General features: G+C 32.9%; 9 protein-coding genes. 4 read left to right on the forward strand and 5 right to left on the reverse strand.

Going from position 1 to position 16,067, the window contains the following annotated elements; genetic code table 11:
- Both A3EM_RS43670 and A3EM_RS0125625 read left to right on the forward strand, forming a co-directional pair.
- Nucleotides 1-882 (forward strand): T9SS type A sorting domain-containing protein (locus tag A3EM_RS43670; protein ID WP_044239823.1); only part of this gene is annotated, 882 nt, incomplete at its 5' end.
- A gap of 187 nt (nt 883-1,069) precedes the next feature.
- Entirely contained in the window at nt 1,070-2,335 is a 1,266-nt protein-coding gene (locus A3EM_RS0125625; protein WP_020531105.1) for a PD40 domain-containing protein, read from the forward strand.
- On the opposite strand, the gene A3EM_RS0125630 is transcribed toward A3EM_RS0125625, so the two are convergent.
- From A3EM_RS0125630 to A3EM_RS0125650, 5 genes are all read right to left on the reverse strand, one after another.
- Nucleotides 2,332-3,003, reverse strand: a complete 672-nt coding sequence (locus A3EM_RS0125630) for a porin family protein (protein ID WP_157638087.1) — start codon at nt 3,001-3,003, stop codon at nt 2,332-2,334. The genes A3EM_RS0125625 and A3EM_RS0125630 overlap by 4 nt on opposite strands.
- A gap of 52 nt (nt 3,004-3,055) precedes the next feature.
- Nucleotides 3,056-4,102: an endonuclease/exonuclease/phosphatase family protein gene (locus A3EM_RS43675; protein WP_020531107.1), complete on the reverse strand. Its 1,047-nt coding sequence runs from the start codon at nt 4,100-4,102 to the stop codon at nt 3,056-3,058.
- A gap of 283 nt (nt 4,103-4,385) precedes the next feature.
- Nucleotides 4,386-5,012 carry a recombinase family protein gene (locus A3EM_RS0125640; protein ID WP_020531108.1) on the reverse strand — a complete coding sequence of 209 codons (627 nt, stop codon included), beginning with the start codon at nt 5,010-5,012 and terminating at the stop codon, nt 4,386-4,388.
- A gap of 218 nt (nt 5,013-5,230) precedes the next feature.
- A complete protein-coding gene (locus A3EM_RS0125645; RefSeq protein WP_169513403.1) occupies nt 5,231-12,076 on the reverse strand; it encodes a fibronectin type III domain-containing protein in 6,846 nt (2,281 codons plus the stop codon).
- Between the two features lie 76 nt (nt 12,077-12,152).
- Nucleotides 12,153-13,334, reverse strand: a complete 1,182-nt coding sequence (locus A3EM_RS0125650; protein ID WP_020531110.1) for an acyltransferase family protein — start codon at nt 13,332-13,334, stop codon at nt 12,153-12,155.
- A gap of 472 nt (nt 13,335-13,806) precedes the next feature.
- Here A3EM_RS0125650 and A3EM_RS0125660 point away from each other — a divergent pair, with 472 nt between their 5' ends.
- Together A3EM_RS0125660 and A3EM_RS0125665 are read left to right on the forward strand one after the other, a co-directional pair.
- Complete coding sequence (locus A3EM_RS0125660) at nt 13,807-14,694, forward strand: decaprenyl-phosphate phosphoribosyltransferase (RefSeq protein WP_020531112.1); 888 nt, start codon at nt 13,807-13,809, stop codon at nt 14,692-14,694.
- Nucleotides 14,691-16,022, forward strand: coding sequence for an FAD-binding oxidoreductase (locus A3EM_RS0125665; RefSeq protein ID WP_020531113.1), 1,332 nt, complete (start codon nt 14,691-14,693; stop codon nt 16,020-16,022). Before A3EM_RS0125660 ends, A3EM_RS0125665 begins: the two co-directional genes overlap by 4 nt.
- Nucleotides 16,023-16,067: the final 45 nt, after the last annotated feature.

Genomic DNA, 16,067 nt, shown 5'->3' on the forward strand with positions numbered 1-16,067 from the left:
AATATGGTGTTTGCTCATAAGAATGCTAGACACACAATTATTGGAGCTAATCAAACTGGTACCAGTAGAATCATCAACAATATCCTGAACGGTGAACCACAACAGGGTAATGTTAAACAAGCCAATATCGTGGTCACTGATTCTACCAACCTGAAAAGTCTGGTGGAAGACAAAGGTATAGATGTGAGTGAATATGGCATTAACTTCGACTTTTACCTCAACCAAAGACCTCAGGGAGATGCTTTCGATATCGGACCAATGGAATACCTGAAAGAGGGAGGAGAAGGAGATACAAGAAGGATAAGATTTAGCACTGATCAGCTTGATTTTGGAGAAGTATATCTCGGAGATTCTTCGGAATTGGAATTTACTATTGTAAATTTAAGTGCACAACCAGTGTCAATAGATTCCATGAATATTCCTACTCCTTTTTATACGAACTGGAATGCAGGAATAATTGAAGCCAATCAATCTAAAGTAATAAAAGTATTTTTTAAACCTCAAGACAGTCTTTCCTGTTTTAGAAATTTAATTATTTTTTCAGATGCAAACCCTTTCGAAAAGATGATCACTCTTTCAGGAAAAGGGGAAGAAATGTTGCCTACAGGAGACCTACAAAAAGATAAAAATAGAACACTGCTAGTGACTTATCCCAATCCTTTTACAGAGCAAATCTCCTTTGAATTGGATAATAATTTTTTTGGAAAAGTTTATATTTCAATAATAGATATACAGGGTAAAAATGTAAAGGAATTAGCAGTAAATAAACAAAACCTGTTTATAAAGAAAACTCTAGACCTATCTTCATTAAGAAAAGGGTTATATTTCTTAAAAATCAATGCCGGAAGTAATATCATCTCAAAAAAAATCATAAAAACTTAAACTAAAGCTCCTGATTAAGAATAAGCTCAGCTAACTTTAAAAAGTTTGTTGAGGAGATTTTTTTATAACCACCTTGCAGTATATAAAAATTTTATACGCAATATGATTTAATTAAATACCATTCATTTTAATGTAATTATTAGTATTTTTCCAAAATTGTAAAAGTATATCATTGTTAACTAACAAAATGGCTAAAATTTATTTTTACCTATTTATTTTATTATTAAAACTTGTCAGTTATACTAATTCATACTCACAAGACCCTAAATCAACAAATAACAATAGTGAATTTTTCTCTGGAGAACCTATTATATCCAATAATGATAGTAAGTTTTTCTTTGTTAGAAATTTAAAGTTTGGCAGTGGTTATTATGGAGGAATCTTATCAAAAGAAAAACATTGGTTTGACTTAGACAACATTAAAAACAATAACAATGATCACTACAAAAAAAACTTATCAAATAATATTATCGGAATAAATTCCTCAAAAGATATTATTTACTTCGTGAATGGTAAAAAGCCTAATTCAAAGTATTCAAAACCAAGTAAATTCAAAGGTTTATTTTTCTCAGAAAAAATATCTAACCTTTGGAGTATGCCTAAAGAGCTTAAGTTTAATGGTGTGAAAGCAAACAATATTCATAGTTTTTTCATGAATAAAGCTTGTGATTTAATCATTATCAGTATGTGGAACAAGAAAGAGGGTAATGAATCATATGATCTTTATTTATCTACAAAAAAAAATACAGATGAGTGGTCTGATTTAATGAATTTAGGACCAACTATAAATACAAAGAATGATGAAGTCACTCCTTTTTTGGATGAAAAAAATAACACCCTTTATTTTTCAAGTAATGGTCATAAGGGATATGGAGAATTTGATGTGCTTTATTCAAAAAACCTTCATAATTCGTGGAAAGTTTGGCAACTACCAAAAAATATAGGAAACAGTATAAATACAAAAAATGATGAATTATATTTTAGCATTGTGAGTGATAGTATTGGTTTTATTGTCAAAAAAAACGAATATAATCTGACAAGTATTTTAAAATTAAGCTTGCCTAATACTCATAACAACAATTTAAAAACAAAAAATAATTTTTTATTTCTAAAAGAGAATGAAATAGAACAAATACTAAATTTACCCCAAAGTAAATGTGTGATTTCTTTTGCTCCTGAATCAATTCTTTTAAACTCAGATGAAAAAGAACTCCTCTGGTTTATTGTAAATAAAATAAAATCTAAACCAGAGTTGAAAATAGGATTATTATACAAATCCAACGAAAACAACACTAACAACTTAGTAAGCAGGAGGGTATTTGTTATTTCTCAATATTTAGAATACTTAGGAATTGATTCAGAATCAGTTCTTACAGAGAAAATGGAAAATGATAACATCGAAGGTTATTCAGTTGATGATATTTTAGTAAAATTATATATAAGCGAATTTTAATTACCAAATAACAAACTGGTTCCGATAAATAGACCCAAATTTTTTGTGTTGATAAAGTTTATATTTTCTTTCTCAATATTATTAATATTTGAAAGCCCTAAGTAACCTCTCAAGTTAAAACTTAAAACTAATCGATAAGTTAAATTAAGGTCAAATGATGACCCTAATGTAAAACCAAAATCAACTTTATTAAATTTATGCGTAACATCTTGTTTTTCAATTATTACCTGAGAAATATTTGTTTGATTATCTATTTCTAAAATATCTTCATCTGCATTGATTAAAAAACCAACTTGAGGTCCAGCAAATAGGTTAGACCTTAAAAAAGTCGTTGATTTGGATAATTTTAAATTAAGCGTTATAGGTAGCTCAATATAATTTCGAATAATTTTTTTTTTTAAGGTTATATCTTCAAAAATAGTATTTGTCTCTAATCCCTGCGGCCCCCAAACCACGCCCCCTTTTATACCCAGTAAATTATTGATATCAAAAACACCTTCTACTCCTATATAAAAAGCATATACTGAATGATAGTTTTCCTTAATTACATCTTCTTTAAGTAAAACATCACCAAAGGTATTTGAGATTTTGTACCCTCCGTTTAAGCCAAAAAATTTATTAGAATAAAACCTCATATTTTCACCACTTATATTTTGCGCTTTAGCCATTGTACATACAATAAAAACAAAAATAAAACTGATGATAATTCTCATACTATAGTTATAAGGCGTATATTCCAATAATAGGAAAATGTTTGGAAGCTTTACAATCCATTTTTGTATCAAATCTAATAAGCTTTATCCTTGTATCATAAAATTGATTGTCAATTCTCAAAAAAGGTAAAATGCTACTGTTATAAGAAAACCCAAAACCACTTCCTCCATTTTCAAATGCATTATATAAATCATTTCCCAACTTATTATAAACAAAGCTATAAGGTGTCTCATTTAAATCTCCACATAAAATCATTTTATAAGGTGTGTTTTTTATAAAGGATAATAGCTGCTCCAATTGAAGGTTATGTTTTACAACTCCTCTCTTATATGCTTTAATAAGTCCCGTTAAATAATTGGCTTTAGATCCTAGTCTCATGGATTCCAAATGGGCATTTATTATTCTTACTGTGTCGGAATTAATTTTCAAATCGGCATAAATTGCCCCATTATAATGGTTTTCACTTAAAAAGACTGTTCCTTTTTCTATAATGGGGTATTTTGAAAAAATTATCAAACCTTCTCTAATACCATTATCATGTTTTTGTTTATAAACAAAATTATGGTAGTAGCCTCCAGCCTCCGATATAGAAGCTACATTATTAAGAATACTAGAGTTTACATCATCAAAGAATTCTTGCAAACAGATAATATCTGCATTATTACTTTTCAACCAATCATTTATCTCTATTGCATCAGTATTTGATAGAGGATCATAGTATTCTTCAGAAAAAGTAGTTTTCTTATTAAAAAAACTGGTATTGTAACTAACTATACTAGTAGTATTCTGTATTTCAGGAATATTATTAGATGGAAATTGATATGTAGCACCAAAGAAAAAAATGAAGGAAGGGATAACAAATAAAAAGGGGAATAAAATTCTTTTTTTACCTTTTATCAAAAAAATTAAAACCAAGAAAGAATTGATAACAAAAAAAAGGGGAATCAATTGGACAATCACCCCAGCAAACCAAAAATCTTTAGGAGCTATAATCGGACTTACAAGTACAATTAAGTTTACCAGAAAAAATAGAAGATATACAAAAACTTTCATAAAAAGTCAGGCAAATAGTGAAATTTATAGTTTTAATATTTTTCAGATTTAAAGTTAAGTTTCCTTCATAAAAGGATCATGTAACTAATTCATCTTATTTATTTTAAAAAATTATTTAAAACATAATATTAGAAAACCATCTCAAAACAACTTCGCAGTTCAGCGTATTAATGAATGATTGCTTATAAAGAAGAAATTTTAGTTAGAGCGTATCTTGGATAAGATCATTTTATAGAATAATCCACTATTTTCAGTTAAAAAAATAAACAAAACTTAAGTACATTTAAATTTTGTTTTCCAAAGCTAATTTAACACGCCTAACCGTATTAACAGAAACCTCACTTAATTTAGCAGTTTGTCTCAAACTAAATCCTCCTTTAAGACACTTTACCACCTTAGGATAACCTTTTAAATAATCTATATCTACTTTACGGCTATCCTTCGGTCTTCCAATTTTTACTCCCTTACGTCTTGCTTCTGCTAATCCAGATAAAATTCTTTCCCTCAATGTTTCTTTTTCTAATCTGGAAAATTCAGCTAATATGGTGAAAAGAAACTGAGCAACTGGATTTTTTTTCCCATCTTTTAAGGTTTCTATTCCAAAGTTTTGCACATAAATGCTCACTTCGTATTTAGTCAATTCTTCGACTATTTTTAATACTTCTACTGTAGACCTCCCCAACCTTGAAACTTCTTGTACTAAAACTTTTTCAATTTGGCCGGTTTGAGCCAAAAACAATAATTCCTGAATACCCTCTCTTTTTTTATTCGAAGTACTTCCTCCAATTTTTTCAGTAATCTCTTTTATTATATTTATCTTCATAGATTTTGCAATGGTACGCAAATCCTGAAGTTGTCTTTCAAAATCTTGTTCTTTTTTAGATACTCTTACAAAGATTACTCCTTTCATGCAATAAAAATACTCAAGAAGTATCAAAATAACCAAATGGTTTTATTAATACATTTTTAAATATGTACTATGGTTAAATATTGCAAAGCAACAACTGTTCAATGAACAACCTTTTTTTTGATACACTTTACTATAGCAAATACACAACAAAACCAAAACTATCCTAATTTCTATTTTTAAAAATAGAAATTAGGATAGTTGTAAGAGTTACCTGTTTTTTATCTTTTGATTACCTTAAAGATATTTTTTCCTACCGTAACTCCATTTACCTCTAATAAATATAATCCGCTGCTAAATGAAACTACTTCATTTGAAAAATCTAATAACATGGTACTTTTTCCAGCATTAATTTGCATTCCCTTTCTAGAATAAATAGTTCTTCCACTCAAATCTCTTAAAGTAATATCAACCATTTCATCAGTTACTATTTCGAAATCCAGGTTCAAAGTATTCAGAAAAGGATTAGGATAAATATCAACTATATCAGTGATATTATTGATTCCATTATCTTCACTCAACGATTGAGAGGACTTTCTTAAATTCCCTGCATTTTTTTCTACGGCCTGTATAACTAAACCATTAATATATGCAAAAGAAGCATTTGGGCCTAAATCTATATCTATAGTAATTTCTCCATTTCCGTTTGGAGAAATTCCATTTAATACGGCTGTGTTTTGAGTATTATAGGATGCATTTAATGAAACAGATTCAGTTCCTACCGTATAAACCGTTGTTCTATCACCTCCTCCATTTCTACTGCCAAAAAACACAAGATTATATTCAAAAAAACTACTCAGTCCAGAAAGTGTCAGTTGGCCAGTATTGCCATAATCTAACCAATAGGAACTTCTCATTACATTATCAGGAACAATTCCCGAATCATCTCCAGTGATCATGCCATAAGGATTAACTCCATCAAAATTACTGGTAACTTCCAGGTTAATTCCTGTTGGATTTCCTTCATCATTTTTTAAATCAGCATAATAATCCCCTACTAATGGAAATGCACTGGTATTATTCCAAGGTTCTGCTGCTGGATCTGTTTCGTTGAAATTCATATATACAGCAAATACTAAGGTTCTACCTTCAGAAATATTGCTAAAATCAGATTCTCCAATAGCATTGATCGCTCTTACTTTATAATAGTGAGCAGATCCGGTTTCTAGTAATGAGTCAGTAAATGAAGTAACATCAACTCCTACCGTGGCCACCATATTATAATTACCATTCAACGTATTTGACTTCCAAATTTCAAAGCCAGTTTCATTATCTGAATTATCTTCCCAATTAAGCTCTAAAGCTGACTTTGACAGTGTTTTTGCGATAAGGTCTGAAGGCATAAAAGGCAATCCATCATCCTCATATGCTTGTATAATCAAGGCATTGATATAGCCATAACTTGCAGTAGAAGCTTTCTGAACATTGATCAAAACCTCGCCTACACTATCAGGAGAAATCCCATTAATTTGTACTGTGTTTGCGCTGTTATATGCTGCATTAAGGGACACTGTCTCTCCACCTATTGAATAATTGGTCGTTCTATCTCCTCCCCCATTTCTACTGGCAAAGAAGATAAAATTGTACTTATGTGTATTGGAAAGCCCTGACATTTTTATGCGCTTGATATTTGTTGAATTATCCCAATAATAAGATTTCATTACATTATCAGGATAAATACCAGATTCATCACCAGTACCCATACCTGCAATGTCATCATATCCAGTCCATCCATCTAGGAGGGTAAGACCTACACCTGTATCACTTCCGGAGTCATCCAATAAATTAGAAATGGATAAATTGGCATTTGGAATAGCTTGTGTATTATTCCAAGGAAACCCTTCAGGACTATCTTTTGTGAAATTAATATAGGTTGTAGCAATACCAGCCTCTACTACAACGATTTCAATATTTTGGTGAGCACTTCCTCCATTTTCGTCTACTGCAGTAAGGCTAATAATATAATTTCCTTCATCTCCAACTTGAGGAGAAAGAGTAAACATTCCGTTACCGGAACCTTGATCTTCAAATGTCGCAAATCCAGGTAGTCCCTCAGTAGATAACGTTACTATATCTCCTGGGTCTGAATCAGTGGCGCTGACAGATAACTGGAGTATTTCTCCACTCTTCACACCTACGATTCCAATAGGAGATATTAAAGGAGGAGCATTTGGTGTTTCTACGGAAACAGTTCCACTAAACTCAGACTCCCCGTACTGATTCACACTTCTCACCTTATAAAAATAGGTTGTACTACCTGATACAGTACCATCGACATAAGCGGACACATCTGCTGCAGTAGCACCAGGGTTCAGCAACTCATAAGTGCCATTCTCTACTGTAGAACGCCATACCTCATATCCTTGCTCATTATAAGCTACATCAAGCCAAGATAATGCTATGGAAGGACCTGCAGCAAGCGCTGCTGAAAGGTCTTTAGGAGCAGCTGGTAAAGTACCATCATCTAATGACCCTTTCACAATTAGAGCATTGAGATAACTATAAGCCGATCCATAACCTTTAGATACCGTAACAGTAATCTCTCCAGACGCATCTGCCGTTAGACCAGAAAGTGAAACAGTCTCTGTACTGTTCTTTGAAGCATTTAGAGATACTGTCTGGCCATTAACTGTATAATCCGTTGTTCTATTTGTTAGCCCTCCTTCATCGCGACTGCCAAAGAAGATTAGTTCATATTCATAATTTGTAGGCAATCCCGTCAGTGTAAAACTCTCGGATGTTCGACTAGACCAGTAGGATGTCTGCATCACATTTGAAGGATATATTCCACTAGTTGAAGTTGAACCTAGTGTATTGACCCCAAAGTCCGAAGTTCGCATTTCTACAGTTGTAGTACCTCCACTAGCATCTATAAATGGTCCGAATGTAGAACCATTTGAAGGATCTCCGTGTGTATTATTCCAGGGAGTACTTTCATCATATGATGGTCCGTTTAAGTTCACATATATTTCGAGGCCAACTGTTATATCTTCTACCACTAAAGTAAATGTTTCTGTATCAACAGCCCCATCAGGATCTGTAACACTTACTTGAATAGGGTATGAACCCACATCTGAAAGCCCTGGAGCAAAAGAGAGTATTGCTGTTCCCGTATTTATATCAGAATTCATAATACCAAAAGAAGGTAATCCTGTTACCGTCCAGACAAGATCCGATACCCCATTTTGATCTGTAGCAGAAAGATGTATTTCGATAGAATCATTTTCAGAAATAGATATGTTAGATAATGGAGTTATTTCAGGCACATAATTATCACCAACCTCTAAAGAGAATATTTCACTTTTTACTCCTCCAAATCCATCAGAAAGAACGACTTCAATATTTGGGTAATTACCATTATCTGCAGCAACAGGACTAAATAGTAATAAAGCAGAACCATCCCCATAATCTGTTAGTTCACCAAAAGAAGGTAGTCCATTTACAGAATAAGTAAGATTATCACCATCTTCATCTTCTCCAAAAAGGTTTACAAACAATTCGGTACTATGCCTCATGGTTTGGTTGCCTATATCCGAAAGTATTGGTTCGTTATTAAGTGTCTTGATAGAGGCTTCCTGAGGATCAGAACTTCCTCCCACGTTGAACGCAACAACTTTATAGAAGTATGTTACATTAGCAAAAAGTCCTTCTTCATTATAAGATGTAGTATTCGCATCCAGTGTTTCCTGCAGAATGTAATTATTACTATTGCCAACAGATCGATAAATTTCAAAACCTGTTTCGTTATCACTCAAATCTCCCCAGGTCAAGGAAATTGCAGTAGAAGAGATTGCTGTTGCAGTAAAATTAGCAGGGTTCATTGGTGCTGGAGGAAGTAACAATGTTGTAGCATATGGTTTTACTTCGTTTTCTCCAGATGCTAATTTCTGAATTTCTTCTATACTTAATGCTTTCCTGTAAACCCTTAAATCATCCATTAAACCCTGGTAAAAGCTCCCATTATCCCCAAAAGCATTAGAGGAACCATTTGTAGCACCCAGACCCGCCTCATTGCTATGTGCACTCACATCTGAATAACCAGTATTCGGATCAACAGCTTTTTCCTCACCATCTAAATACAAGCTTAACCTACCATTGCTAAAAACTGCAGCCACATGTACCCAAGTATCTAAAGCCACTGTAGAACCTATTGTTTTTTGATTGCTACCATCTCTTACCGCAAGTTCTATTTGACTATTTTCTAAACGAATAGCAAAACCATTGGTAGTTCCACCCTCATCATAGATAACTTTCTTTCCTGTAATGGAAGCTGGTTTCATCCAAAAAGCTACAGTTCTTTCAGTAAACTCATCGTGAAACTCACCAGAACCACTGCCTAATGAAAACCAATCATCTGAACCATCAAAAGTCAAAGACGCTATGCCTTCTTTAACATCATTAGTATTAAATACAGGATTTCCTGCTGGCATAGCATTCAGCCCATTATCGGTATCATTTGAAAAATCATTTTCAAATCTCAATTGCATTTTAGCACTTGGTAAAAATGGCTGAAACGCTGATACTCCATAATCGTTTAAAGATTGAACTTTATAGTAGTAGGTAGTAGAAGCATCCAGCCCACTATCATTGAAACTTGTAGCATCTGCTTCAACAGTACCAGCAGAATAATAACTACCCTCCAGGGATGTAGATCTGTATATTTGGAAACCAGTTTCGTTATCACTATTATCCAGCCAAGTAAGGTCTATTTGATCATATGAAACAGCTGTAGCTCCAATTTCAGTAGGAGTTGCAGGAGGATCATCAGGAAAATCAAAGCCTGCCCGGAAAGCATTATCGGGAATCAGTTGCCTTGATGTTACTCCATGTGCCGTATTTTTCCAATAAACTTCCATTCTTCTACCGCTTCCTCCTCCTTGGAAATAAGTCATCACGATTGGATAATCGCCCGGTGAGGTAAAATTATATGTCCCTTCCCGGTATCTAGAGCTATGTGTCCCATCATTATTGACCACAAGATTTGCCTCATCATAGTTGCCTATATATAATTTACTTCCATCATCTGAGCGCGTTTCAAATGTGTAAGTACCTGCTACTGGAATATTGATAAAGCCTTCCCACATAAAAGCGTAATAAGAATTTATATCCCTTAAACCCAGATCCACATTAGCAGTCGTACCTGTTTTTACCGGAGTAAGCGTATTAAAATCAGGAAGAACACTCCAGGTGCCTTCATAATATTTATAGTTTAAATATGGGTCTAATGCAGCAATCACTACCTGATTACTCTGAGCAGACTCATTTCCTGTTACATCACGTGCCACCACCGAAAAGTTATATGCTTTCCCAGCAATTAAGTTGTAAACTGTAACCTCTGTATCATCAACTACCAAGGCTTTTTGTCCATTCTGATATACATCATATTTGTATACCCCTACATTATCACTAGATGCTTTCCATTTCAAAGTAACTTGTGTTGAGCTTACAGACTCAGCATAAAGGTCTCTTGGAGCAGTAGGATCTTCACTATCGACTTGTGTTTGAGTAGACACTTCCACAGAAACAGGAGCAGCCCCCTCTTCATTAATTGGTCTTAGAATATAAAAATATTCCGTATTAGGTGACAACTCTGTATCTAGGAACGACAACTCATCAGCACCTGTCACATGAACAAGTGTATAGCCAGTTCCTGCCTCTAAGCTTCTGTATATTTCAAATCCTGTTTCATTATAAGTTGCATTTGGATTATCGCTCCAATTTAGCTGAATCTCTGTTTTGGAGATAGCATATGCCACCAAACCATTCAGTTCATCTGGAGCACCAGTTCCCGAGGCGTCTACTACTTTAAACGGAGTAGAAAAATTACTGGAACATCCAAACTTTTCTGTAACCCGGGCTATATATTCACCTGGCTCGGAAACTACAAGTGTACTTGATGTACCGAGTACAGTTCCATTACCTACTTTTTGCCATTCGTAAGACTCATACCCTTCTGGCAATTCGAGGGTTACACTTGTACTGCCATCAGCTGATGGCAGTACATTACTCATTCCTTCTCTCACAGTAATAGGAGGAGTCACTGTAGTAGCCTTCTCTCCTACAACCATTGGTTTTGGTGACCAATACGACCATTCATTCCCTCTTTTTATACGGACATCGTATACACCATACTCAGTAACTTGAATAGTATTTTCCGTTTCACCTGTTAATAACACGCCATCTTTTCTCCATTCATAACCATCAAAACCTGGAGTTACTCCCACCGTAATATCCACAGGATCTCCTGGACAAAACTCATGTTGGCCATACAACACCCATGGGTTTACTTTGTTTGACTCAAGCATATATGGAAAGAAATCATTTTCGGCATAAACAGTTGACATAATACCATGCCCTTTTCCTAAATAAAGCTTGTAGGTAATGTCCCCTCCTGCAGCTTCAACTTGTGATACAAGCGCCTCCGTTTGGTAGGGATAAGGTCCCTTGTCTTTCTCCCCTTGGAACACCCAGATAGGGGTAAACTTATAATCTCCTATTTTACTGGCTGACCCTGGAGATATCCCACTGATGGGCAAAGCAGAAGAAAAAAGTTTTGGATGTTCTGCAATAAAATCCCACACAGAAACTGCCCCACCAGACCTTCCATTGAGCGAAACTCTATTGATATCCAGGTGAAGTTCATTATCAAATTTAGTTACAAGCTCTGATAATGCCTGAAATATAGGTAAAGAGAATTTGGAAATTGCTTGTGGAGCAATAACAAACCCATCATACTTACCATTATTTATAGCTTTTTCAAATGCATCTGCACCTGCATTATTCAGGTGGCGGTCATTTAGATATATCGTACCATCCTTAAAACCATAGCCATGCAAGATAAATATCATAGGATATTCTTCTGCTCTTGACGGGTCGTAATTATTTGGAAACCTCAATCTGAAAGGCACACCTTTGTAGATATATGACTTCCACTGATCTGAGTTCCAATTTACCCCAGGCGTAATCACCCACTTACCTATTTGCCCATAGGGGGGTTGGGCTGGAGGGTTTACTTCATCATACTCTACAATAGGATCATTAGGATCAAGAACTTGACTCAAGACCATATTGGAGCTTAGGAAAAATGCAATTGCTACTAGTAAGTAAATGAAAGTTTTTTTCATGTTAGTTAATATGAAAAATTTAAAATTTAATAGATTGTATTAATACCTCCTTTTGGCGCTCTCCATGAAGATATATCCCAATAATTGAATATCTAACAAAAGCGTGGTATGTGACTAAGGTGATGATAGTTGTCAGGAGTAAGATTATGCCGAACTTAAAGTGATCAAAGTAATTCACTTCTAAAAATAACACTTGCAATCCTACAACAATTGGCAGGTGAATCAGGTAAACCCAATAAGATGCATCGGAAAAATATCTCAGGAGTTTTTGTTCCTTTTCAAAAGCTGTCATAAAAAAACCTAACATACCAAACAGGAGCAAATTAGTTTGTATAGCAGTGAATGCCTTTAATACGGTAATATTAAAAAAACCAAAAAATGCTATATCATAGGTATTGGTATAGATTAGGTAAAAATTTACGATACTTAAACAGGTGCCTATTATCAGATAGTACTTATAAACAAAATTACACACTTGCAATGAGTTTATATTCCTTTGCATGGCATACCCAACAAAATAGAACAGACCATAATACAATATCAAACTCCACTTAATTTTAATACCTGTCCAAGGTTCTACTTTTACATCTAAAAAGAGAAATTGAATCACAAAAAGGAGCACAGATAATACTATTATATTAATAGTAGTGGGTAAAAAAGTGAAGTTATTATTTAGGGCCTTAAATTTTGTTTTTTCCAATAGCCATTTAATACCTAAAAAAATGCTATAAAAAATTATAAGGTAGTATAAAAACCATAAATGAATTACACCATTCCACCTGACTGAAGCTTGAACAGCCAAACTGATGGACGTTTTAAAGGATTCCTCATTTGAAATAAAATAATTATAGAAATGAAATGGGAAAGCTGTTATTGGAACAATTAAAACTAAACCAACCAAAAAAGGAATTAATATCCTTTTTATACGATGTTTTAAAAAGGATGCATGCCCAATTTTTAAGTAAAGAAAACGTGTAAAAAAACCTGCGATTAAAAAAAATAATGGCATCCTAAAAGAATGTATCCATTGATATACAAAATCATACACTATGTTAGCTGAATGACTATCTTGAGGCCACCCACTTCTGGGGTGTAATTGATAAGACATTGCAGCATGTAGTACAACTCCCAAAAACATAGTTATAGCCCTTAAAGCATCCATACTATGAAGCCTAGAATTAAGTCTTACTTGTTTTTGCATAAATATTAGAGCAACTAAATAGAATGACTATTTATATATGAATATTTAATTAATTTCTGCTTGTTCCCTTGCTCAAAATACTTTCCATATTAGCAGTAGGAAACTTAGCTATAGATTAAAAGTAATAGGTATGATTATGATTGGAAATGGATTAAGGATTAATTCCTTATTATTATTAAGGTCTCTTGTAAACCCCGCGTAAAATAACAGTAAACAATTTTAACTCACAAATAAAGGCATCCATTTATTATTTATTGTTAACATTTTATTTTTTTTCTTACATGTATTAATGGTTTATCCAGCCAACAATAACATCCCACAAATCAAAAAACCACTTTTTAAAAATCAACTTATAAATAAAACAATAGCAAATATCAAAATTTAAATATTAGTTAATTTTAATATTAGGCTTTTCATCTTAAAAAGATAAAATTATATATTCGGCCCAAATAAATATCTAAAGCTATTTTTTGTGGAAATCATAAACCTTTTACGCCCTAAACAATGGGTAAAAAATTCTTTTCTATTTATTCCCCTATTTTTTGCAGGAGAAATTTTAGAACTCTCAAAAATAATCACAACCCTTATCGGGTTTCTCTGTTTTAGTTTAATTGCGAGCTGTGTTTATATTCTTAATGATTATAGGGATATTGAAGCAGATAAGAAACATCCAAAAAAATCAAAGCGACCACTAGCTGCAGGTACTGTTTCAAAAAGCCAGGCTATTATAGTATTATTTCTTTGTTTAATAACCGGATTTGGAGTTGCATTTTTCTTACAAACTAAGTTTTTAGTGATTTTAATGATTTATTTCATTCTAAATTTAGGTTATTCGTTTGGCCTAAAGAATATTTCAATTTTAGATGTAATTATTGTATCAATAGGCTTTGTTTTAAGGGTAAAAAGTGGAGGTGCCTTAAGTGACATTTATGTTTCAGAATGGTTAACCTTAATGATTTTTCTTTTAGCACTGATAATGGCATTTGCAAAACGAAGAGATGATGTGTTATTAAAAATAAATTCGGGAACTACAATGCGGAAAGTGGTCAAAGGATATAATCTTGAGTTTATGAATGTAACTTTGGCTATGTTATCAGCAATTACTATTGTAAGTTATTTATTATATGCATTATCAAACGAAATTATAGAACAATGGGGAACTCATAGAGTATATTACACCAGCCTTTTTGTTATTTCAGGTATTTTAAGATACTTACAAATTACTTTTGTAGAAAATGACACTGGGTCACCCACAAGTATCCTTTATAAGGATAAATTCATTCAGTTTAGTCTTTTATTATGGATTTCCAGCTTTTATTTCATAATATATTATCCAGGTATTAAAATTTTTGGAGAATGAAAAAAAAGGTTACGAATTGGGGAAATTATCCAGTAATTCATGTTGAGGAAAAACAGTTTTCTTTTCAAAATGAATTATCTGAGATAAATCACATTAAAGGAAACATAATTGCAAGAGGCTTAGGACGGTGTTACGGTGATGCTTCATTGGGAGACAACATAATTTCTACACTTAAATTTGATAAAGTTTTATCCTTTAGTAAAGAAACAGGTGAAATAGAATGTGAAAGTGGGGTAAGCCTTGCTGATATATTAGATTTCAGTGTTCCTTCTGGATGGTTTCTCCCCGTTACCCCTGGGACAAAGTTTGTTACCGTAGGTGGAGCAGTGGCTTCAGATGTACATGGCAAAAACCACCATGTAGAAGGTAGTTTTTCTAACCATGTGATTCATATAAAAATATTACTTTCCAATGGAGAAATAGTTATTTGTGGCCCCAACTCAAATAAAGAACTTTTTGAGGCCACATGTGGTGGTATGGGTTTGACAGGTTTAATTATTTCTGTAAAATTTAAACTCAAACAAATTGAAACTGCCTATATTTCACAGAAGCAAATTAAAGCAAATAATTTAGAAGAAATCATTAACTTATTCCAGGAACATAAAGAGGCTACCTACTCAATGGCTTGGATAGATTGTTTGAAAAAAGGTAGAAATTTTGGGCGTAGTATTTTAATGGTAGGAGAACATGCTAAAAAATCTGAAATCAAAAAAAAAGATCCCTTAATTCTACCCTCCAAAATGAAGCTTTCAATCCCTTTTAACTTTCCTGGATTTATTCTAAATACCTTTTCTATTAAGTCCTTTAATTTTCTTTATTATCATAAGAATACTAAAAGAACGATTGAAAATATTATCCCTTACGAGCCTTTTTTCTATCCTCTAGATTCCATATTAAATTGGAATAGAATGTATGGAAAAAATGGGTTTGTACAATACCAATTTGTATTACCTCTTGAAAATAGTCATAAAGGACTAATTGATATTTTAACCAGAATTAGTAAAAAGGGTATGGGTTCATTTTTAGCAGTCCTGAAGCTATTTGGAAAACAAGAAAGTTTAATATCATTCCCAATGGAAGGTTTTACCCTGGCTTTGGATTTTCCAATAAAAAAAGGATTATTTGAATTTTTAAATGAATTAGATAAAGTTGTCCTTAACTACGGTGGTAGAATTTATCTTACAAAGGATGCCAGAATGAATTCAGAAGTATTTTGGAATTCCTATCCAAATATTAACCAGTTTTTATCCATTGTGAATAAATATAATCCAGAATTTAAATATTCATCTCTACAATCTAAAAGACTTATATCTCCAAAATTATCTTAATGTAAAGAATACTTGAATAAAGTAATCTAATCTCTAATAAACTAA

Origin of the sequence: Flexithrix dorotheae DSM 6795, from assembly GCF_000379765.1 — a bacterium.
GTDB classification, from domain to species: Bacteria; Bacteroidota; Bacteroidia; order Cytophagales; family Flammeovirgaceae; genus Flexithrix; species Flexithrix dorotheae.

What these genes read in the sequence shown, in the direction of transcription:
- A3EM_RS0125665 (WP_020531113.1), top strand. Translation starts at nt 14,691, where the DNA reads ATGAAAAAAAAGGTTACGAATTGGGGAAATTATCCAGTAATTCATGTT.
- A3EM_RS0125645 (WP_169513403.1), bottom strand. Translation starts at nt 12,076, where the DNA reads ATGGTCTTGAGTCAAGTTCTTGATCCTAATGATCCTATTGTAGAGTAT.
- A3EM_RS0125625 (WP_020531105.1), top strand. Translation starts at nt 1,070, where the DNA reads ATGGCTAAAATTTATTTTTACCTATTTATTTTATTATTAAAACTTGTC.
- A3EM_RS0125630 (WP_157638087.1), bottom strand. Translation starts at nt 3,003, where the DNA reads ATGGCTAAAGCGCAAAATATAAGTGGTGAAAATATGAGGTTTTATTCT.
- A3EM_RS0125650 (WP_020531110.1), bottom strand. Translation starts at nt 13,334, where the DNA reads ATGCAAAAACAAGTAAGACTTAATTCTAGGCTTCATAGTATGGATGCT.
- A3EM_RS43675 (WP_020531107.1), bottom strand. Translation starts at nt 4,102, where the DNA reads ATGAAAGTTTTTGTATATCTTCTATTTTTTCTGGTAAACTTAATTGTA.
- A3EM_RS0125640 (WP_020531108.1), bottom strand. Translation starts at nt 5,012, where the DNA reads ATGAAAGGAGTAATCTTTGTAAGAGTATCTAAAAAAGAACAAGATTTT.